The 21,362-nt window shown below is 39.2% G+C and carries 23 protein-coding genes and 1 tRNA gene; 7 read left to right on the top strand and 17 right to left on the bottom strand.

Annotated features, from left to right (window positions below):
• Window positions 1-240 precede the first annotated feature (240 nt).
• Complete coding sequence (locus tag AC4CU0_RS05410) at window positions 241-855, top strand: septal ring lytic transglycosylase RlpA family protein (RefSeq protein WP_180173685.1); 615 nt, start codon at window positions 241-243, stop codon at window positions 853-855.
• 153 nt (window positions 856-1,008) lie between these two features.
• Window positions 1,009-1,464: an Mpo1 family 2-hydroxy fatty acid dioxygenase gene (locus AC4CU0_RS05405; protein ID WP_490742643.1), complete on the top strand. Its 456-nt coding sequence runs from the start codon at window positions 1,009-1,011 to the stop codon at window positions 1,462-1,464.
• Window positions 1,465-1,716: 252 nt separating this feature from the next.
• Here the strand turns inward: AC4CU0_RS05405 and AC4CU0_RS05400 are convergent, their stop codons facing one another.
• The 3 genes from AC4CU0_RS05400 to rpsB all read right to left on the bottom strand — a co-directional run bounded on the left by AC4CU0_RS05400 (window position 1,717) and on the right by rpsB (window position 4,165).
• Window positions 1,717-2,226: a DUF3465 domain-containing protein gene (locus AC4CU0_RS05400; RefSeq protein ID WP_490742642.1), complete on the bottom strand. Its 510-nt coding sequence runs from the start codon at window positions 2,224-2,226 to the stop codon at window positions 1,717-1,719.
• A gap of 174 nt (window positions 2,227-2,400) precedes the next feature.
• Window positions 2,401-3,276 carry a translation elongation factor Ts gene (gene tsf, locus AC4CU0_RS05395; protein ID WP_180066391.1) on the bottom strand — a complete coding sequence of 292 codons (876 nt, stop codon included), beginning with the start codon at window positions 3,274-3,276 and terminating at the stop codon, window positions 2,401-2,403.
• A gap of 142 nt (window positions 3,277-3,418) precedes the next feature.
• The gene (gene rpsB / locus AC4CU0_RS05390; protein WP_078190314.1) at window positions 3,419-4,165 is read right to left on the bottom strand and encodes a 30S ribosomal protein S2; all 747 of its coding nucleotides are present in this window, start codon (window positions 4,163-4,165) and stop codon (window positions 3,419-3,421) included.
• Window positions 4,166-4,372: 207 nt separating this feature from the next.
• Here rpsB and map point away from each other — a divergent pair, with 207 nt between their 5' ends.
• Both map and AC4CU0_RS05380 read left to right on the top strand, forming a co-directional pair.
• Window positions 4,373-5,200: a type I methionyl aminopeptidase gene (gene map, locus AC4CU0_RS05385; protein WP_168378021.1), complete on the top strand. Its 828-nt coding sequence runs from the start codon at window positions 4,373-4,375 to the stop codon at window positions 5,198-5,200.
• A 270-nt stretch (window positions 5,201-5,470) separates the two neighbouring features.
• Window positions 5,471-6,697 (top strand): pyridoxal phosphate-dependent aminotransferase, encoded by a 1,227-nt coding sequence (locus AC4CU0_RS05380; protein WP_111883988.1) that lies wholly within the window; start codon window positions 5,471-5,473, stop codon window positions 6,695-6,697.
• Window positions 6,698-6,746: 49 nt separating this feature from the next.
• Here AC4CU0_RS05380 and AC4CU0_RS05375 read toward each other — a convergent pair whose 3' ends face one another.
• Entirely contained in the window at window positions 6,747-8,069 is a 1,323-nt protein-coding gene (locus AC4CU0_RS05375; RefSeq protein ID WP_490743463.1) for an MATE family efflux transporter, read from the bottom strand.
• A gap of 352 nt (window positions 8,070-8,421) precedes the next feature.
• Between AC4CU0_RS05375 and AC4CU0_RS05370 the strand changes: the two genes are divergently transcribed.
• Window positions 8,422-8,859 (top strand): PaaI family thioesterase, encoded by a 438-nt coding sequence (locus tag AC4CU0_RS05370; protein ID WP_490743462.1) that lies wholly within the window; start codon window positions 8,422-8,424, stop codon window positions 8,857-8,859.
• A 50-nt stretch (window positions 8,860-8,909) separates the two neighbouring features.
• Here AC4CU0_RS05370 and AC4CU0_RS05365 read toward each other — a convergent pair whose 3' ends face one another.
• On the bottom strand, window positions 8,910-9,368 hold the full coding sequence (locus AC4CU0_RS05365; protein WP_490742641.1) for a hypothetical protein: 459 nt from the start codon (window positions 9,366-9,368) through the stop codon (window positions 8,910-8,912).
• 251 nt (window positions 9,369-9,619) lie between these two features.
• Here AC4CU0_RS05365 and AC4CU0_RS05360 point away from each other — a divergent pair.
• Window positions 9,620-9,695: transfer RNA gene (locus tag AC4CU0_RS05360), tRNA-Asn, on the top strand.
• 88 nt (window positions 9,696-9,783) lie between these two features.
• The gene (locus tag AC4CU0_RS05355) at window positions 9,784-10,857 is read left to right on the top strand and encodes a hypothetical protein (protein WP_490742640.1); all 1,074 of its coding nucleotides are present in this window, start codon (window positions 9,784-9,786) and stop codon (window positions 10,855-10,857) included.
• A gap of 62 nt (window positions 10,858-10,919) precedes the next feature.
• Here AC4CU0_RS05355 and AC4CU0_RS05350 read toward each other — a convergent pair whose 3' ends face one another.
• The 12 genes from AC4CU0_RS05350 to AC4CU0_RS05295 form a co-directional block, all read right to left on the bottom strand.
• The gene (locus tag AC4CU0_RS05350) at window positions 10,920-11,744 is read right to left on the bottom strand and encodes a DUF4198 domain-containing protein (RefSeq protein WP_490742639.1); all 825 of its coding nucleotides are present in this window, start codon (window positions 11,742-11,744) and stop codon (window positions 10,920-10,922) included.
• Window positions 11,745-11,881: 137 nt separating this feature from the next.
• The gene (locus tag AC4CU0_RS05345) at window positions 11,882-12,535 is read right to left on the bottom strand and encodes a MiaE family protein (protein ID WP_490742638.1); all 654 of its coding nucleotides are present in this window, start codon (window positions 12,533-12,535) and stop codon (window positions 11,882-11,884) included.
• A 16-nt stretch (window positions 12,536-12,551) separates the two neighbouring features.
• Window positions 12,552-13,277 carry a pyridoxine 5'-phosphate synthase gene (pdxJ, locus tag AC4CU0_RS05340; protein ID WP_180040118.1) on the bottom strand — a complete coding sequence of 242 codons (726 nt, stop codon included), beginning with the start codon at window positions 13,275-13,277 and terminating at the stop codon, window positions 12,552-12,554.
• Between the two features lie 9 nt (window positions 13,278-13,286).
• Entirely contained in the window at window positions 13,287-14,003 is a 717-nt protein-coding gene (gene recO, locus AC4CU0_RS05335) for a DNA repair protein RecO (protein WP_180007698.1), read from the bottom strand.
• Between the two features lie 8 nt (window positions 14,004-14,011).
• A complete protein-coding gene (locus tag AC4CU0_RS05330; RefSeq protein WP_490742637.1) occupies window positions 14,012-14,206 on the bottom strand; it encodes an NF038104 family lipoprotein in 195 nt (64 codons plus the stop codon).
• Between the two features lie 31 nt (window positions 14,207-14,237).
• Window positions 14,238-15,266 carry a GTPase Era gene (era, locus tag AC4CU0_RS05325; protein ID WP_067765139.1) on the bottom strand — a complete coding sequence of 343 codons (1,029 nt, stop codon included), beginning with the start codon at window positions 15,264-15,266 and terminating at the stop codon, window positions 14,238-14,240.
• Entirely contained in the window at window positions 15,266-15,964 is a 699-nt protein-coding gene (rnc, locus tag AC4CU0_RS05320; RefSeq protein ID WP_490742636.1) for a ribonuclease III, read from the bottom strand. Before rnc ends, era begins: the two co-directional genes overlap by 1 nt.
• On the bottom strand, window positions 15,936-16,307 hold the full coding sequence (locus tag AC4CU0_RS05315) for a DUF4845 domain-containing protein (RefSeq protein WP_490742635.1): 372 nt from the start codon (window positions 16,305-16,307) through the stop codon (window positions 15,936-15,938). Before AC4CU0_RS05315 ends, rnc begins: the two co-directional genes overlap by 29 nt.
• 20 nt (window positions 16,308-16,327) lie before the next feature.
• The gene (gene lepB / locus AC4CU0_RS05310) at window positions 16,328-17,155 is read right to left on the bottom strand and encodes a signal peptidase I (RefSeq protein ID WP_411691221.1); all 828 of its coding nucleotides are present in this window, start codon (window positions 17,153-17,155) and stop codon (window positions 16,328-16,330) included.
• A gap of 21 nt (window positions 17,156-17,176) precedes the next feature.
• Entirely contained in the window at window positions 17,177-18,994 is a 1,818-nt protein-coding gene (gene lepA, locus AC4CU0_RS05305; RefSeq protein WP_490742634.1) for a translation elongation factor 4, read from the bottom strand.
• Between the two features lie 178 nt (window positions 18,995-19,172).
• Window positions 19,173-19,640 carry an acyl-CoA thioesterase gene (locus tag AC4CU0_RS05300; protein WP_490742633.1) on the bottom strand — a complete coding sequence of 156 codons (468 nt, stop codon included), beginning with the start codon at window positions 19,638-19,640 and terminating at the stop codon, window positions 19,173-19,175.
• A 120-nt stretch (window positions 19,641-19,760) separates the two neighbouring features.
• On the bottom strand, window positions 19,761-21,143 hold the full coding sequence (locus tag AC4CU0_RS05295; RefSeq protein ID WP_288688167.1) for a Do family serine endopeptidase: 1,383 nt from the start codon (window positions 21,141-21,143) through the stop codon (window positions 19,761-19,763).
• Window positions 21,144-21,362: the final 219 nt, after the last annotated feature.

The raw sequence follows: 21,362 nt of genomic DNA, 5'->3' as shown, positions 1-21,362 counted from the left end.
CAAAATGAACATTTATTCGGCATTTTACACACCTTGTTACATTATTGATTATTTTTTAACCAACTACTGTTAATTTTTTAGACATTTTCAAAGTATTTTAATTAAACACTAGACAGCCTATTGATGGCATGAATATTATCCATCTCGTTAAATATAGTTGCAAAAGTGAAATATCAGACGTGTTTACATGGATATCAGCGACTTAGTTGAACCAGTAAATATGCCATTGGGAGATAAACAATGCAGTCATCAATTATTAAATATGCCTTAGCGGTTGCCACGGCAATTGCGCTAAGTCAGTCACAAGCTGAGATGGTTCAGTCATCATCATTCAATCATGATAATGACAACTCTCGTCTTGCAGCTCGTGTATTGAATAAAGAAGCTCAAAGCTTCAATTCAAACTTTACGAATTTAAGTAGCCTTTCAATCACTGAGCGTTCTGGCGATAAAATTCGTCGTCAAACAATCGCTGCTAAAATCGAAATTCCTGAAGATGAGCCTTCAGTGATTGAAAAGTTAAATACTGTTGCATCGAATACTGTTCGTAAGTTCACTCAAACAGGTACTGCTTCTTGGTACGGTCGTCAATTCCACGGTCGTAAAACAGCAAGCGGTGAAACGTTTGACATGAACGCACTTACAGCAGCACATCGTAGCCTGCCACTTAATTGCTTTATTCGTGTTACGAATCGCAATAATGGTAAAAGCGTCGTGGTGAAAGTAAATGACCGTGGTCCATTCCATGGTAACCGTGTTCTTGATTTATCTTATGGTGCTGCTAAGCAATTGGGTATTACCAGTGCGGGTACTGCAAATGTGAGCATTGAGCGCGTAGACGGTCCAAATTCTTAATTCTCCAATGAAGTGACTGCATTTAACAGACCACGCCTAGCGTGGTTTTTTTATTTGTAGCCTCTTAGCCTTTCAAATCATCAGTAATCCTGATTTTGACCCTTCCTCCATTCTTGTTTATATTGGAGTCCTTCCCCATGATTAAGGACTATCATGAAAACAATCAACGAATGGTTTGATGAATACAGCGAAAGTCATCAAAATAAAACCAATAAAATGATTCACTGGATTTGCGTACCCACGATTTATTTTTCAATCGTTGGCATATTGGCGCATTTTAGCGCGCTACTTACTGCTGTCTTACTTGCTTTAGCATTTATCTTTTACGCACGTTTAGACATTGTCCTTGCTGTTGCAATCGCCGCGTTAACATTAATCATGGCATGGCTAATTTGGGTGTTACCAGTTGGTTATGGCTTTTATATCGCACTCTTTGTATTCGCATGGATTGGTCAATTTTATGGCCATAAAATTGAAGGTAAAAAGCCCTCTTTTTTCAAAGATCTCCAATTCCTCCTCATTGGCCCTATTTGGTGTTTAGATACATTTGCAGGAAAAGTACTTGGTAATTGGAAAACACGCTATAAATCGCAAATAAAGAGCATTTAGAGCACGATTAATTTCATAGATCTCTTTTTCACTTATTCCACATCGGTTTTCTTCATATTCGATGCTTAAAACCCTATTGTTTATAGGTGTATTTATCTCTGGTATTTCCAATCATTTTTTCTATTTATACGACCAAAAAGCCAGTGTTTAAACACTGGCTTTTACTCAATATGATTAATCCAATTTTATGTTATAGCTTCATCTGAATCATGATCATTTAAATGACTAAAGTTAAAAATGACTACGTGATTTTTATTGATAGGTTTTACCTTGATGCTTTAACCAACCATCCTGATGACGTCCATTCGGATCGTGATGTGTCCAATGCATCACACCACCCTTATCTGAATATTCGTATTCACCGTAAAATTGAACTGTATCGCCTTTTTGCAAATCATCAATTCGTGGAGCAAGATCGATATTATGCGCGACCAAAAGCGTTTGACCATTATTTAAGGTCAAAATGAACTTTTGATGGCGACTACCTTCATTATCATCTCGAAGTACCGCTTTCACTCGACCTGTACCCTCAACCTGAACATTACTGAGTTTATTTTTAAATGCATGCGCAATAACATCTTCAGCACTCTGCCCTTTTTGTTGAGCATTTACAGGTTGTACTGATTCTATTTGTGGCTGTGCGTTTTGTTCCGCTGTCGTCTGAACTGGTGCAGATTTTTGTTGTTGTAAATCGATTCCGAAATAAGCGGCTGTAAGCGCAACAATAATTCCGCCGATGGTTAAATTTGTTTTGTTTGCCATAAGAGATTTTAAATCTAAATTTTCAACTCATTATAGTCATTAATATGGATAAAAATAGAATCTATGCACAAGAATGCACACAATATAAAGTTTAAATAGCTTTGAAATCAGTAAAGCTACAGCCATAAAAAAAGCCCTCTAAAACGAGGGCTTTTTTCTACAAATAATCAGAGATTATTTTGCAGCAGCTTGAGCAGCAGCAACTTCTTCAGCGAAAGAAAGTTCAGCTTTTTTCTCAATACCTTCACCAACTTCGAAACGTACGAAGTTAGCAACAGTAGTACCAGTTGCTTTAAGAACTTCTGCAACTTTCTTATCGTTGTCGATAACGTACATTTGGTTCTCAAGAACAACTTCGTTCAAGTATTTCTGAACTGAACCAGTTACCATTTTTTCAACGATGTTTGCTGGTTTACCAGATTCAATTGCTTTCGCTTCAGCAATTTCTTTTTCTTTAGCGATAAGTTCAGCAGAAACGCCAGCTTCGTTTACAGCAACTGGGTTGAATGCAGCGATGTGCATAGCCAAACCTTTACCAGTTTCAGCATCACCAGCGTATGCAACTACAACACCGATTTTTAAACCGTGTTTGTAAACTGCAAGGTTGTCGCCTTCAACGATTTGAGCACGACGTACTTGGATGTTTTCACCGATTTTTTGAACAAGCGCGATACGAGCTTCTTCAACAGTAGCACCATCTTCAAGTTTCAATTCAGCAATTTGAGCAACGTCAGTTACACCAGCAGCAAGCGCAGCAGCAGCAACTTTAGCAGAGAAACCAGCAAAGTTTTCGTCTTTAGCAACGAAGTCAGTTTGACAGTTAACTTCTAAAAGGATTGCTTTATTACCTTCTTGAGCGATAGTGATCGCGCCGTCAGCAGCAATGTTACCCGCTTTTTTAGCAGCTTTAGCTTGACCAGATTTACGAAGGTTGTCGATCGCTAATTCGATGTCACCGCCCGCTTCTGTTAATGCTTTTTTACATTCCATCATTGCAAGACCAGTACGATCGCGCAATTCTTTAACCATGCTTGCTGTAACTGCAGTCATGTTAATCTCCTAAATACGGTAGAAAATGAATTCTTTTTTAGAACAGAAACGGCCCAGAGCTGTCTCTTGGGCCGTCTGCATACATGACGCTTACTTTGCCACCATCACGTGTCGCAAAAATGACAAGCTTACGTCAAACGCATTAAGCCTCAGAAGCAGGAGCTTCTTCGCCTTTAGCTTGTGCATTTGCTTGTGATTGAGCGTATTCTTTACCAGCAAGAATCGCATCAGCCATAGCAGAAGCGTAAAGAGTAACTGCACGGATCGCATCGTCGTTACCAGGAATAACGTAGTCTACGTTGTCTGGGTTAGAGTTTGTATCAACGATACCGATAACAGGAATACCAAGGTTTTTAGCTTCTTTAATTGCAATTGCTTCGTGATCAACATCGATTACGAATAATGCGTCAGGTAAACCACCCATGTTTTTAACGCCGCCAAGAGCGCGTTCAAGTTTTTCCATCTCACGAGTACGTTCTAAAGCTTCACGTTTAGTAAGTTTAGCGAAAGTACCGTCAGTAGATTGAGTTTGAAGATCTTTTAGACGGTTGATTGACTGGCGAAGAGTTTTCCAGTTAGTCAACATACCACCCAACCAGCGGTGATCAACATATGGTTGACCTGCACGTTGAGCTTGTTCACGGATGATTGCAGAAGCTGCACGTTTTGTACCAACGAACAAAACTTTGTTCTTTTTGCTAGCCAAGTTGTTAGCAAAGTTCAAAGCATCATTTAACGCAGGAACAGTGTGCTCAAGGTTGATGATGTGAATTTTGTTGCGCGCGCCGAAGATGTATTCGCGCATTTTTGGATTCCAAAAACGTGTTTGGTGACCGAAGTGTGCGCCTGCTTGAAGAAGGTCGCGCATGCTTACGTTGTAATCTGCCATTTTCTTTACCTTAAAGTTTGGGTTAGGCCTCCATATACCCGCATTCTCCACCTAAAAAGGCACCCAGAGAAATGTGTCGATATATGTGCGGATTTTATTGCCCCATCGCACAAAGCTCGTGAAAGATATTCACGAAAAAGCATTTGATAAAATGGGCGGCTATTTATACCATAGTCACATACAAATTTCCAAAAGTTTTTAGAGATCATGAACAGTACTTACGAAGCTCCACGTCGATTAATTAAAACGCCTGACGAAATTGAAAAAATGCGCGTCGCGGGTCGACTGGCGGCAGAAGTTTTGGATATGATCAAACCGCATATTGTTCCAGGTGTGACTACCCTCGAACTTGATACGATTTGTCATGACTATATTGTCAACAAACAAGAAGCTATTCCTGCATGTTTAGGTTATGGTGCTGCGCCGGGTCGTCCAGCGTTCCAGCACGTGATCTGTACTTCAGTGAACCATGTGGTGTGTCACGGTATTCCATCTGAAAGCAAAAAGTTAAAAAAAGGTGACATCTTAAACATCGATGTCACTGTGATTAAAGATGGTTACCACGGTGATACCAACATGATGTACATCGTGGGTGGTGAAACATCTATTTTAGCGAACCGTTTATGTAAAGTTGCTCAAGAAGCCATGTACCGTGGTATGGCGGTAGTAAAACCGGGCGCAACCATGGGTGATATTGGTAATGCCATTCAACAATATGTTGAATCAGAACGTTTTGGCGTTGTACGTGAATACTGTGGTCATGGTATCGGTACTGTTTTCCACGACGAACCACAAGTTTTACACTACGGTCAACCCAATACAGGCATGATCTTAGAAGAAGGCATGACCTTTACCATCGAACCAATGGTGAACGGTGGCGACTGGAAAACCAAACTTCTTGGCGACAAATGGACTGTCGTGACTAAAGATCATAGCTTGTCTGCACAGTACGAACACACGCTACTTGTAACAAAAAATGGTGTAGAAGTGCTAACTGCTCGCCCTGAAGAAGATCTATCGCGTTTTGTTCAATAAGCAAAGTATTTGAAGCACAAAATTTTATTAAAAATGGTCACACATATTGTGGCCTTTTTTATGCCCTATTTTTGTCCGTGACTTTAAGAATTTGCCATAAAATTTGATTAAAAATTTAAGTAACTCAATGTAAATTTTCTCAATTATAGGGTTAGGATGGAATATCACACTTTTTTGCACATTGTTGATTTTGCCACTCCCCATTACTGTGCATTTAAGCTAAGATAGTGTGCTTTTTATTTTTTAATCCCTATAAGAAGGAATACTGCCGTGGACGTACGTCTGTCTGATCGTGTAAATAGCATCAAACCGTCCCCTACACTTGCTGTTACTAACAAAGCTGCTGAATTAAAAGCTGCTGGTAAAAACGTAATTGGTTTAGGCGCAGGTGAACCGGATTTCGATACCCCACAACACATCAAAGATGCTGCAATTGCTGCTATCAACAATGGCTTCACTAAATATACAGCTGTTGACGGTACTCCAGGTCTTAAAAAAGCAATTATTGCTAAATTAAAACGCGACAATAACCTTGATTACGCTGCAAACCAAATCTTGGTTTCTTGTGGTGGTAAACAATCTTTCTTTAACTTGGCACTTGCTTTGTTAAACAAAGGTGACGAAGTAATTATCCCTGCTCCTTACTGGGTAAGCTACCCAGACATGGTGATCATTGCTGAAGGTACTCCTGTAATCGTGAAATGTGGTGAAGACCAACGTTTCAAAATTACGCCTGCTCAATTAGAAGCTGCAATCACTGACAAAACTCGTTTAGTGGTTCTAAACAGCCCTTCTAACCCAACAGGTATGATCTACACTAAAGAAGAATTACTTGCTTTAGCTGACGTTCTACGTAAATACCCAGAAGTTTTAGTTGCTTCTGATGATATGTACGAACCAATCCGTTGGGACGACGAATTCTACAACATCGCAACAGTTGCACCAGACCTTTACGATCGCGTAATCGTTCTTAACGGTGTATCTAAAGCTTATGCAATGACTGGCTGGCGTATTGGCTACGCTGCGGGCCCAGCTAAACTTATTGGTGCGATGAAAAAAATCCAATCTCAATCAACTTCAAACCCAACTTCTATTTCACAAGTTGCTGCTGAAGCTGCATTGAATGGTCCTCAAGACGTTCTTGAGCCAATGATTGAAGCATTCAAACGCCGTCACGACTTAGTTGTGAAAGGTTTGAACGACATCAACGGTATCACTTGCCTTCCTGCTGACGGTGCATTCTATGCATACGCAAACATCCGTCCTTTAATTCGTGCCAAAGGTTTAAAATCTTGCACAGAATTCTCTGCATGGTTGTTGGAAGAAACTGGTGTTGCAGTAGTTCCTGGCGATGCGTTCGGTCTTGGTGGCTACATGCGTATTTCTTATGCAACTGCAGACGAAGTACTTGTAGATGCGCTTGCACGTATTAAGAAAGCTGCTGATTCAATCGAAGGCGTAGATGCTGCGATTGCTTCAATTGCTGCTGAAAAATAATTTGATCTAAAGATCGAATCAAAAAAACCCGCGATATTCGCGGGTTTTTTTATATCTGAGCCATTTTAAAGTATTTGCTATGTTTCCATTTAAGGCAGATAAAGCAAATAACTGCTGCCAGCGTATAAGCAACACACAGCATGATCCAAAAACCTTGAATATTGAATGCATCGTACGTGCGCCCCAACCATGTCACAGGATGGAATGCCAAATACCAGCCACCACCAAGCCCGAAAACCAAAATCATGCTGCTATAAACCAGCATCGGAAATACAATAACTTTCCAACACCTCAACATATTGACCGAAACTACTAATATCGCATCAAAGATATGCATCCAACACAATAAAAACACCAATGCGAAAACCACGTTGAGTACATCTTTATCATTACTGAACAAGGGCAACATATAGGGATGAAATACTGCCACAACGATTGAGGCGGTTAAGGCGACCGCGAAAGCCACCTTCATCGCTATACCGGTTAAATGCCACGCCTCCTGAACACGCCCCTCTCCGATTTTAGTCGATACCAAAATACTAAAGGTGGCGCCAAGTGACAGCGGCAACATAAACAATAAGCCGCAAAACCCCATGGCGATTTGATGCGCATTTACAATGACATTACCCAGTGGCAATGCCAGTAACGCAATTGCGCTTATGGTAAATACATCAATAAAAACAACCACAGCAGTTGGTAAACCAATGCTTAAAATATTGCATAAAATTTTTAAATTAAAGAACTCACCTAACCAGTGAATACTTAATTTCTTTTCTAAGAAAAAGAAATAATAGAGAACAAGCAACAGCCATTGCGCAAGAAGATGCGCTAGAAAAGCGCCTTTCACACCATAAGCAGGAATATTAAAAACCGAAATTCCAAATATAAAGCCATATGCCAAAGTTACTTTTATTATTAAATACAGCGTGTTTGCATAAAACACGCGCTTTGCCTGCCCACAGGTTTGCGTGTAAATAAAAAGAATTCGTAATAAAAAATGCCCGGGAATGGTTAAAGCCATCAAAACCAAACATGGTTGAATTAATGCTCTTATTTCTTCATCAGCTCTTAAGACATTAAGCAATGGTTCTGCATGAGTAAAAAGCCAAGCCGCACCACATGAAAGACAGAGCACAATAATGATACTTTGCTTAATAATCAGCTGTAATTCCAGATACGCTTTGCGGCCATTTGCTTCCGCCAGTTCCTGCATCATGCCTTGCAAAATACCCATACCCGAGACAAAAACTAAACTGTAGATACCCAAACAAACAGCCATTGCAGTGACATGTTGTGCTGAAAAATGAGATAAAAAAATCGTATCGAATAAACCACCAAGCATTAAAATGGTATTACTCAAAAAAATGGGCATCCACAAATTTAAAAACGTTTTCATGACTTTTCACTGTATTTTTTATTCTAAATATAAGTCTCAATTCGACTTATAATCAGCTGATATCTTTTATGTTTTACCCATCATCTGTTAAAAAACAAGTATATACAATAGATTTATTACTTATTTTTTTAGATGCATTTCGCGTTATTTTTCACATCATGCCTACCTCCCTTTATCCCCTCTACTCACTGCTATTCTTTATATAACCCACGTAAATACCAAAGCAAGATTACTCAATGAAAGCTTCAAATAATCAACTTGACAATAATTTCAACAATTAGCTATGTTAAGCTCAGATTCCTTTTTAGAACTCATAAAATAGGCCACAATAATGAACCCAAAAGAAATGACTGGACTACAACTTCTACAAGCCATGTGTGCAGGGAAAATTCCACCAGCAAGTATTAGCGAAACTATTCCTATGCAGCCTTATGAAGTATCTGAGAGCAGTATTAGCTTTAAGGCTAAAGCAGATGCACGACATTTAAATCCACTTGGTGGTGTGCATGGTGGCTTTGCAGCAACAGTCTTAGATACAGTTACAGGGTGTGTCGTACACTCGGCATTAGAAGCTGGTATAGGCTATGGCACCATTGATCTCAATATAAAAATGTGTCGACCTATCCCTAAAAATCAAGATTTAACCGCAATAGGCCATTTAATTAATATCAGTAAAAATTTAGGGATTTCTGAAGGGAAAATTATTGATGACAATGGCAAACTTTATGCACATGCAACTGCAACCTGCATGATTATACGTCCTTAATATTTTATTTTTCTGCTCGCAATTCAATGCGAGCAGATGATGATTCAAACTTAAATTGCTGAATGTAAGGCACGAATTAATTGGCCTTCACTTAGATCAATGCGATTACTGCCCTTTTGAAAGCAGTAATATTTTAAAGCACTATCTAACTCAACACGAAGTTCTTGTTGTTCTGAAATAGACCATACTTTAGAACGATTTGAGCCTGATAACGCATTACCGGCCAATTGGTATAAATACAAATCTTGCTTGCGTTGCAAAGGCACACGACGGCCATCATCTTGATGTTCAAAACGTAAATGACATGGCGCGTTGATCAACCATTTTTCACTAAACCACAGTTGTAATAAATCTCCCAATACCAAGTCACGTCGACCCAAAGGCCAAACGTCAACGTATGCACCTTCGACAGGTGTTTGATATTGCTCTTGGTTACTGATAATGGAAAGATAGTTTTCTTGGTAAAAAGAAAAATTTGAAAAAATCTGAGAAATAGTCAGCGTATTCATTCGCTTTCTCCTGTTTAGCCATTTTAGTGCTGGCAAGTTGGGTTTAAATCCACACTGTTTAAACATATGTTTAAACGCTTTTTTGTTGCATTCAGACTATCAATTGAATTTTTTCTTTGCAAGCCTAAGATTCATTTTTTCTAAAAAATCCTTCTTTTTGTTCAAATAAAAAACATCTATCACGCATTTCTCCTCATATTGGTATTTTTAGCTTGACCCTCTTCAAAATCTGCTTATAATCGCATTCAGATTCTCCAATAGCTCAGTCGGTAGAGCGACGGACTGTTAATCCGCAGGTCCCTGGTTCGAGCCCAGGTTGGAGAGCCAAATTCTAAAGCCCATTTATTTAAATGGGCTTTTTTAATGCCTATGATTTACATATAATCTATAAGTCATTGTCATTAAAATAAAAAAAATGTTCATTCAAGTTGATGCTGAATCAAATAAAACTGCCTTAAAACACTATCTCACTGCATTCATTTTTCTTTTAATTTTTATCAGCCCATTTGCAATTTATTTGGTGAGCTGCACACCTGAAAGTGAAATTGAGCAACATTTCAAAACACCACCCAATTTATATAATAGTGAATCTAACACCCTTCTTGACAGCAACCTACAATGGTTGATTCCACCTCAGCAGATTCAAAATCACAATACTATTTCCGAAATTTCTGAATTTGTATTGAACGAGATGACAGAAGGACAATATTGGGCGAGTACACCGATTACACTGCAAAACCAATCCGATCAACTGTATGTTCATATCGATTTTGCAGGTCAGCAACAAACTCGAAAAGATCTTGAAATTTCGGTACTGCCGTTATGTATTGATCACGAGAAAGAAACACCATGTATGAAAGCTGGGTTAAATGCAACTGGACAACTTTTTAACATCTCAACTCAAAAAAATACGCAATATCACACACTAGAGACCAATAAGTCATGGATGTTTTATGGCCATGAATTCCAAGAAAATTATATTATTCCACCACAAGCCACTCTCAAATTTTTAGTTAAAGCCAACATCCCTGAACACTTAACCCTGCAATGGCTTAGGCTAAGCATCAGTACTAGCCCCATTGTTGAGAAACAGCAAAATTTTATGCTCATGACGCAAAACAGTATGAAAATAAAATATGCACTTGCTCTATTACCACTCTTCATATTAGCTTTGATGCACATTTTTCAAGGGTTTGAAAGCCTTCGTAATTTATCTATCGGCGCACTTTCAGCACTTTTATTTGCTATCAACACCATCATTTGGGATATCCACTATATGGTGATTGGTTGCTTGATTTTATGTTTTGCAAGTGTCTTTTATTGTTTTGAGAGCCGATATTATCGACTGCTCTATTTAACGGGGTATTTACTGATCGCAGGCTATTCGCAGCAATATTATGGTGGTTTTAATAAACACTTTTTCACTCAAACCAGTTTAATTTTATTGATAGGTTTATCGATGTTTTATCTTGAACCTAAAGATAGCTAAATCATTTTCATAAAAAAGCTCCGCAAATCGCAGAGCTTTTTCTCATTTAACTACCCTTCGCTTTAGATCACATTAAAACTCAAGGTATATTTATATCGTTTTAATGCGTCTCCCTTCATTTCAAAAGGCTGTTGATAGTCAATTTTCAGTAAATACTGACCACGATCTGATAGGGTAAAATTCAAGTTTCCATCTTGATCAGTTTTAAGGGTTTTATAAACTTTCCCTTCACGACTGTAATCCGTTGTTTGCTGTAAAATTTCAACCTGCAAACCCGCAACTGCTTTTTTCTGATCTAGCACTTTCAGTTGCACAGGCTCATTTTGCTTAATGGCATTCGGATGGGTTTTAAATTGCACATCAAAGCCATCATGCAAATGATTCACCACTTGTGTAGACGTAACACGGCGCGATACAAAAGTTTCAATGATTTCTTGGGTTTGAATGCTTTTGATTTGCGACTTTTTAGACAACTCCGCTGTGTAAATAACATTTGCATTCACAGTTTTTTGAAGATCACGCGCACCATTGATTAACGCTTTCCACTGCTTTTGATCATAAGCAAAACGCGCTGTACTTCCCTGTTTTTCACCACGAATACGATACGTGCCATCCTGTTTATTTTCTAAACTATAGCTGCTGACCGTTTGCGTTTTTACCCAATCGGCATCTGTTAAATATAGTTTGTCACCTGACGGTGTATGTACGTGGAAATTAAAGTTTTTAATGGCTATTTCAGAAACAAACGGATTATCATAAAAACCAGAAAGAATTGCACTATGATTATTAAATGTTTGATAGTTTAATGGCGCCACATAAGGATAATGCGCTTCAGCCTGACCAACCGCACACAAAGCGATACAGAGTAAAGTGAATTGTAATTTCATATTGAAAAAGTGAGCTTAAATTTTTTGATTCATAGAGATCGTTTCATTTTAGATTCACCCAATACAATTGTAAATAATTCTTATTATCATTTATTTTAAATGCATAAAAAATCCCCCATTCTGGAGGATTTTTTTTATCAAGCTGCTTTGACTGGCACACCACTATGAAAGCGGAATAAATCATCTGGGCTGCTAATCAGATTTTTTTCAACTTCACGAATATGCTCAATACGCATCTGAATATCTTCTTTCGGGTTCTTTAGCTTATTGGTCGTCGCCACATCCATGGCTAATGCTAAATAGTCCTCATAATGGCGTGATTCAGACTTTAGTAGATAGCGGTAGTAACGCCCCAACTCTTCATCCACATTTGGTGCAAGCGCATAGAAACGCTCGCATGAACGTGCTTCAACGAATGCGCCAATCACCAAGATATCAATTAACGCTTCTGGCTCATAAGTCCGTACTTCTTTGCGTAGACCACCCGCATACCGACCAGCACTGATTGCAGTCCATTCCTGACCACGTTTTGCCATCAGTTCCAGCACTTGCTCATAGTGCAGCATTTCTTCACGTACTAGCTGTGCCAGTTTGATTTGTAAATCCGAGAAAAAACTATAACGAAACATCAAATTCATTGCTGTACTTGCTGCTTTCTTTTCACAATTGGCATGATCCTGCATCAGGATATCCAAATTATTTAAAGCTTCATCTAGCCATGCTTTTGGTGTTTCACACCCCAAGAAGCCAATGACTGGCTTCATTAGGGCATCATAATCAATATTTGACATATACTTTACTTAAAAATTAACGTGCGGCTTTAATCGCAGCTTTCATTTGTTTTACAGACTGTGCCAATCCAATAAACACTGCATCAGCAATAATCGAGTGACCAATATTCAATTCATGAATTTGCGCAATGCGCGCAATCGGAGTGACATTGTCAATATTTAAGCCATGACCAGCATTCACAATCAATCCTTTAGATGCCGCATATTCAGCACCTCGAATAATACGTTCCAGCTCTGCTTTCTGCGCTTCAGGTGTTTCAGCATCTGCATATGCACCTGTATGCAACTCAATCGTAGGCGCACCACAGGCAATCGCTGCATCAATTTGAGCAAAGTCAGCATCAATAAATAATGAAACTTCGCAACCAATCGCCGCGAGTGCTTGAGTCGCGTTTTTTACATCTTCAAAATGCCCAACCACATCTAGACCACCTTCAGTCGTGACTTCTTCACGCTTTTCAGGAACAAAGCATACATGATGCGGCTGAATCTCTTTGGCAAATTCAACCATTTCATTGGTCACTGCCATTTCAAGGTTCATATGGGTTTTTAATACAGAACGCATTCGACGTACATCATCATCTTTAATATGGCGACGATCTTCACGTAAATGCAGCGTAATCCCTTCCGCCCCCGCTTGCTCACAAATGATTGCGGCATTCACAGGATCTGGATAAGTTGTCCCACGTGCATTTCGTAGTGTTGCCACATGGTCAATATTTACACCAAGCAAAGCTGCCATAATTCTTTCCTAATGACGTTGAGTTTGAGAATTCTGTATCCACAATTGACGACTTTTTAATGGACGATCGCCAAGCAAGGAAGTAATCATTTGTCGGTACAACTTAGACAGTAATTGTAACTGTTCAGGATTAAATTCCCCACCTTTTTCATAATCACACATACTTAAAATATGTTGACCTGACAATGTTGCGCGTGAGGCTTTAATGACAGGTTGAAAACCTTCGTTTAAATGAAATTGATAATTTTCATGAGGCTGAATTTGCTGTTGATTTGCATCAGTTGAAAAGTCCAACGCAAAACCCAACTCTTCAAGCAGCACATGCTCAAATTGTCTAAGGATTTGCCGTAAGAATAGATCAGGGTGGGCCTGGACAGACATGCATTGAAGTTTTTCCAAGGTGTGTGCATATTGAGCAAATGTCTCAGGCATCTCAACCTCTAACGGACATAGCCTCAATAAGACTTCATTTAGATAAAATCCTGAAAAAAAAGCATCACCAAAAAAGAAAATCGGTTGATTTACAATTTCGAGTTTACTAAAGTTTTTAAGTTCGGACTTACCAGATGCTTGCAAGCAAATTGGTTGATACTGGGGAGGTGGCGTTTGCCTGAGAATACCATCAATTCGACCATGCTCCTGAGTAAACAAGTGCACAATATGACTTTTTTCACGATATTTACGATGGTGAATTAAATAACCATGCAGTATCTCATTACGCATGATTTAAAATATTAATCCTTGTCTGTCTTTTTCTTGTCGTCTTCATCTTCATCCCCATCTGGAATGACTGCACCCACAACTGCAGCAGTACCTTTAACCACGCCTTTTGTGGTTTTATAAGCCACTTTGACAGGAACAGTAACGATTTTATGAATACACCCTTGTAGAAACAAAACACATGCAACTACGGCCAATACTTTCATCATTACTCTTCCCTCAAAGTTTGTTATTTAACGATTAGATATCGCTATAACCTAAGCTTTTCAATGCACGCTCATCATCAGACCAACCGCCTTTGACTTTCACCCAAAGCGTCAACATAATCTTTTGCTCGAACATTTTTTCCATATCTACACGTGCATCCATACCGATTTTCTTCAGTTTGGCACCCTTCTCACCAATAACAATGGCTTTTTGGCCAGAGCGATCGACAAAAATCGTCGCATCAATATAGGTACACGCCGCTTTAGGACGACCAGTTTTTGGATTAACTGTTGCTTCTTCTGTTTTAAACGACTCAATTTGAACCGTTAAATCATAAGGAAGCTCTTCACCCAATTGACGCATGATTTTTTCACGAATAATTTCAGAGGCAAGGAAGCGCTCTGAACGATCCGTTAATTGCTCAAGTGAATACAGTGGTGGTTGGAATGGTAAATATTTCTCAATCGTGCTGCGCAAATGATCTAAATTTGCACCACGTAATGCTGATACAGGAACAATTTCTGCAAAATTCATTAATTTTGCACGCTCTTGTATCAATGGTAATGCATGGTTTTTATTCTCTAGTGTATCAATTTTATTGATCACAAGAATCACTGGCATATCGGCATTTTTTAGCTTTTCTAACACTAAATCATCATTCTGTGTCCATTTGTCTGCATCAATCACAAACAAAACTAAGTTCACATCACGAAGTGCAGAATGTGCCGCACGGTTCATCATTTTATTGATGGCACGGACTTCTTTTTTGTGCATACCCGGGGTATCTACAAATACCGCTTGAGATTTTTCGCGTGAGTCAATACCCACAATTTTATGACGTGTGGTCTGTGGTTTACGAGAGGTAATGGAAAGTTTTTGACCCAAAATATGGTTCATCAACGTTGATTTACCCACGTTTGGACGACCAACAATCGCCACAAACCCACTTTTAAAATCGGCTGGAATTTCAGTGCCTTGTGCACTAAAAAACTGACTAATTAAATCGTTACTGTCGCCTTGCGACTCGTGATCAGCATCTACGTGATCGGAATGAGTAGTCATTAAGACTTTTTCTCCAAAATTTCTAAGATTTCTGCCGCTACTGCCTGTTCAGCAAAGCGACGGCTTGAACCTTCACCGTATTTAACAGGGAGCCCTTCAACTGTACATTCAACTTTAAAATGTTGGTTCGGAGCATCACCCTGAATATCTACAACCTCGTAAACCGGGAGAGGTTTTTTACGTGCTTGTAAATACTCTTGCAAACGTGATTTAGGGTCTTTCAGTTGATCGGTCGGTTCAATATGATCTAAATATGGCACATACCATTTAAGAACAATCGGTTCCAGAATTTTTAAATCCTGACAATCGACATAGATTGCACCAATGATCGATTCAACGGTATCCGCAAGTATAGACTCACGATGATGACCGCCAGATTTCAACTCACCTGTACTCAAGATTAATTCTTGACTGAGTTTTAAGTCATTGGCAATTTTTCCTAGCGCTTCCTGACGAACCAGTGTCGCACGCATACGCGTTAGACGCCCTTCATTTTCATGCGGGTAGGCATGGTACAGATAATTGGCAATTATCATACCCAATAATGAATCGCCCAGATATTCTAGGCGTTCATAATTGTATTTATGGCTCACCGATCGGTGGGTCAAGGCCAGTTGTAACAATGCAGGTTGTTTAAACTGATAACCGATACGACTTGCTAAACGAGCTTCATTTAGCTTGGACTGAGCTTTGATCAAAACTTTTCTCGAACTTCAACACAATATCAATATTCAATAAGAAAGGTTTTCTTATCTCATAATCTTTTTTCACTTGTAGACCATCTACATTTGTGACTTGAGCAATATCTTTAAATTTAACTTCACGAATATTATTCATACTGAAACGTTTATCCATTTCAGTTTCAAATTTACCAGGACTAATATTCGCTTGCCCACTTTTCATTTGATCTTCGATTAAACCATTAATCATACGATCATCCATATACGGTCCCCAAACCGCAATTAAAGCCTTTGCTAAAAAAGCAAAACCAATCACCGCAATTAAAATTGCGATATAAGACGTTCCCCGTTGATGTCTCATTTTATTTTCCTGATGTAAGACTAATCAATACTACCATTACGACTAAATGAAGGTAGTTTTAAACCAGGTTCCTTATGCATCCACTTATAAAAAGCACGTCCAGTTAAGTTTTCTTCAGGTACAAATCCCCAGAAACGACTATCAGCACTTTGATCACGATTATCCCCCATCGCAAAATAGTGACCTTCAGGAACCTTAACTTCCCAATATAAACCATTTTCAGTCGAATATTTACCATTTTCAACATAGTTGATAAATGGTGCTTGACGGGCAACATTCACCCCTTCAAGTTCACGCATGGTAAATGTATGCGTACCCATCGTTTCTTTGTGATAAATCGCAGTAGGTGTGTCTAAAGCATCTTTTTCACGGCTAAATTCAACTGGTACTTTTGCTACTTTTTGACCATTAATACTGAGCTGCCCATGATCATAAACAATATGATCCCCCGGCAAACCTACAACACGTTTGATGTAACTAATGGTTGGTTGTGGCGGGTAGCGAAATACGATGACATCACCACGTTCGGGCTCACCCACATCAATAATTTTTTTATTGATAATTGGCAAACGCACACCGTAATCAAATTTATTCACCACAATAAAATCACCGGTTTCTAGGGTTGGAACCATAGAATCAGATGGAATATTGAAAGGTTCATATAAGAATGAACGTAAAATTAAAACCACAGCCAATACAGGCCAGAAATCATAAGCCCATGTGATAATGACATTTTCATTGCCTTTACCTTTTGTCTGTCGTTGTTTCCAGACCAATTTATCCAACAGCCACACCAAGAAAAAGATGACTGTGACAGGTACAAGGATCAAATTAAAATCAAAATCCATGAGCTCATTTACCTCTTTTTATTATCTGTCTACTTTCAATACAGCAAGGAACGCTTCTTGCGGGATTTCAACACTACCCACTTGCTTCATACGTTTCTTACCTTCTTTTTGTTTCGCTAAGAGTTTCTTCTTACGCGATACGTCGCCACCATAACATTTCGCCAATACGTTTTTACGCATTGCTTTGACAGTCGAACGAGCAATGATTTGTGCACCAATCGCAGCTTGAATCGCCACATCGAACATTTGACGTGGAATTAAGTCTTTCATTTTTTCCACAAGTGCAATACCGCGATGGCGCGCATCTTGACGGTGGCAAATCATGGCCAAGGCATCAACCTTATCACCATTAATTAACACATCTACCTTAACCAAAGATGAAGACTCAAAACGCACAAAGTTATAATCCAATGACGCAAAGCCACGTGAGCAAGATTTCAATTTATCAAAGAAATCCATGACCACTTCAGCCATTGGAATTTCAAAGGTAATTGATACTTGGTTCGCCATAAACTTCATATCTTTTTGAACACCACGGCGCTCAACACACAAAGTCATGACATTACCTAAGTATTCTTGAGGCACTAAGATATGACACTCTGCAATTGGTTCACGTAAGTCTTCAACCGTTGAACCATCAGGCATTTTAGATGGGCTGTCGATATAAATGGTTTGACCATTTTTCATAACTGCTTCGTAAATTACGGTTGGTGCAGATGAAATAAGATCTAAATCGTATTCACGTTCCAGACGCTCTTGTACGATTTCCATGTGCAGCATACCTAAGAAGCCGCAGCGGAAACCAAAACCTAAAGCATCCGAACTTTCAGGTTCAAAGAATAAAGCCGAGTCATTAATTTGTAATTTATGTAATGCTTCACGGAATGGTTCGAAATCGCTTGCATCAATTGGGAACAAACCTGCATAAACCTGCGGCTTCACTTTTTTGAAACCTGGTAAGCTTTCAACTTCTGGTGTTGTTGCAAGTGTGATGGTATCACCGACTGGTGCACCAAAAATATCTTTAATACCCGCGATCACGAAACCAACTTCACCTGCTTCGAGCATGTCAGTTTCTGTATGTTTAGGATTAAAAATACCTACTGAGGTGATGATGTGCGTTTGACCAGTTGATTTCATCAACATTTTATCGCCTTTACGCACACGACCTTCTTTAATACGAACTAAAGAAACCACGCCCAAATAGTTGTCGAACCAAGAGTCAACAATTAAGGCTTGTAATGGTGCATTACGATCGCCTTCGGGTGCAGGAATGACATTGACTAGTGTTTCAAGCACCCCTTCAATGCCTAGACCGGTTTTAGCTGAACATGTAGGTGCTTCAGTCGCTTCGATACCAATAATGTCTTCAATTTCTTGAATAACACGCTCTGGCTCTGCTTGCGGTAAATCAATCTTATTTAATACAGGCAGAACTTCCAAGCCCTGTTCGATCGCGGTATAGCAATTTGCTACTGATTGAGCTTCTACACCTTGCGCAGCGTCAACAACCAATAGCGCACCTTCACACGCAGCCAATGAACGAGATACTTCATAAGAAAAGTCAACGTGTCCTGGTGTGTCAATAAAGTTGAGTTGATACTCTTCACCGTTTGGATGCGTGTAATACAAGGTAACAGACGCAGCTTTAATCGTAATACCACGTTCACGCTCAAGCTCCATAGAATCAAGAACCTGTGCTTGCATTTCACGATCTTGTAGACCTCCACAAGTTTGAATAAATCGGTCCGCTAGCGTCGATTTACCATGATCAATATGCGCAATGATCGAGAAATTACGAATGTTTTTAATATCAACAGATTTTTTAGCTTGCGCCATGGGCTACCTTGGAAAAAATAAAGCGCTATGCAATCAATATTTAATGCATAGCAAAAGCCGAATAGAAATTGCGAAGGATTATAGCAGATGGATTTTTCAAAGTATCGAAAATAATGCAAAGCTTTTGGAGAGAGCATTATTCTGCAAAAATAATGCGGCAAAATATTTATTGTTTATGTTATTCAGCTTTATTTCCAACATCATCATATTGACTAAAATCCATAGGATTTTCTGTGGATGCTAAAGGTTGATAAGCTTGGGTAAATGTCGGCGACATGCGCTTTGGACGGCCTGTAGCAATTTCCATGCATGCCCACTGTGTATTGCCTGTAAACAATATCGCTTTGTCTTTAGGGCGATAAAATACATACTGCCGAAACGAATACAATGCATTGATATCATTTAGCCAAGTTCGCAGAATAATCTCCTCACCTTCGAGCGCTGCTTTACGATATTGCACATGATGCTCAACAGCGACCATGGCATGCTTCAATTCAATATATTCTTTTAAGCCTAAACCCAAAGCTTCAATATGTGCTGTTGCGACATCTTGCATCCAACTGACATACACCACGTTATTTACATGATTTAATGTATCGATATGTTCAGCTTGAACTGTAATTTTTAAATCAAAGATATCGCTCATAGCGTCCTGCAAATTTTAAACTATGTCCCACAGTCTACTCATTTTTATCTAAGGGTAAATTGCAAAAACACTAAAGTTAAAAAAACCACTCGCTTGGAGTGGTTTTCATTTAGTAACTCATTACTGAATGCGCATACCAACAATGGCGCTTTGCCCTTCACGGATTAACGAAACACGTGCAATACTGCCATTTTTCAAATCAGAAACTGCTTTAACAAAGTCTTCAGAGTTATTCACGACTTTGTTATTAATTTGAGTGACGACATCACCCGGCTGGATACGCGCTTGTGCTGCAATACCACCTGCACGAACATCCTGAATGAGCACCCCACCTTTTAATTTTAAGCGAGATGTTTCATCTGCTGTCAGATTGCGAATTGACACCCCTATCACAGGTCCTTTACGTACAGGAGTCACTTCAGCTTTGGCTGGTGTATCATCCGGTGCTGTAATTAAAGTTGCAGAAATATTCTGACGCTTATCATCACGTAACACTTCTAATTGAATTTTTTGGTTCGGCCCTACGCGGTTTAGGTAATTGAGTAATTCACCGGTACGTGAAATTGGGGTGCCATTGAATTTTAAAATTACATCACCCGCTTTAAAACCGGCTTTGGCAGCAGGTGAATTTGGCGCCACTTGCGTAATCAATGAACCTTCAGGTTTTGACAAATTATAAGATTCCGCCAAATTGCGATCGACATCTTGCAACATCACCCCCAAATATGCACGCGTCACTTTACCGTTTTTCTTCAACTGATCTGCTACATCCATCGCAACATCAATCGGAATAGAGAATGACAAGCCCATATACCCCCCCGTACCACTAAAAATACGAGAGTTCACACCAACTACCTCACCCGACTGATTAAAAAGCGGACCACCTGAGTTACCTGGGTTTAAAGCCACATCGGTCTGAATAAACGGAACTGAAGTTTCCCCCATCATGTTACGCATTTTTGCACTAACAATACCCGCCGATGCCGAATAATCAAAACCAAACGGAGAACCAATCGCAAGTACAGGCTCACCCACACGCAAGCGATCAACATTGCCTGTGCGAAGTTCAGGGAAATTACTACCATTTACTTTTAATAATGCAACGTCGGTACGCTCATCGCTCCCAACGACCGTTGCATCAATCTCACGACGGTCATTCAACACAATCGTAACTTTAGACGCATCCTCAACCACATGGTGATTTGTCAATAAATAACCATCTTTACTGATAAAGAATGCACTACCGTAACCTGTTTTTTCTTGTGGTGCTTTTTGTTGTGGAATAATGACCTGATTACCAAAGAAGCGGCGTAAAATTTCAGGAACCTGCTGTTGTAATAGTTCTTCTTGGCTTAACTTTTTAACAACATTTACACTCACAACCGCAGGGCTTACCTGCTCGACTAAATTCGAAAAATCCACAGGGCCAGCAGCTTGTGTCTGTGCTGTTGCAACCGTAAATACTGCTGCATACAATCCTTTTTGTAAGTACGATTTGTTCATTTTTAGCATTCACCCAATTGTGCTTATCATTTGAAATATGTTTGTTTTTATCACAAAGCAAGTCTTTGCTTCGTAATAAAATGTTGGATCAATTCTTAAGAATATCATCTTAATTATTCCTTAAATATTACACATCTATGAATATTTTTCATTATTCTTAAACATTCATGCCCTTGCCTTTTTGATCAAAAAATGTTGTGATGATCGGATATTTTTAAA

This window comes from Acinetobacter sp. LipI_15 (genome assembly GCF_058242865.1).
The sequence above is the reverse complement of the archived record's forward strand: the minus strand, read 5'-3'. Positions and strand labels throughout refer to the sequence as shown.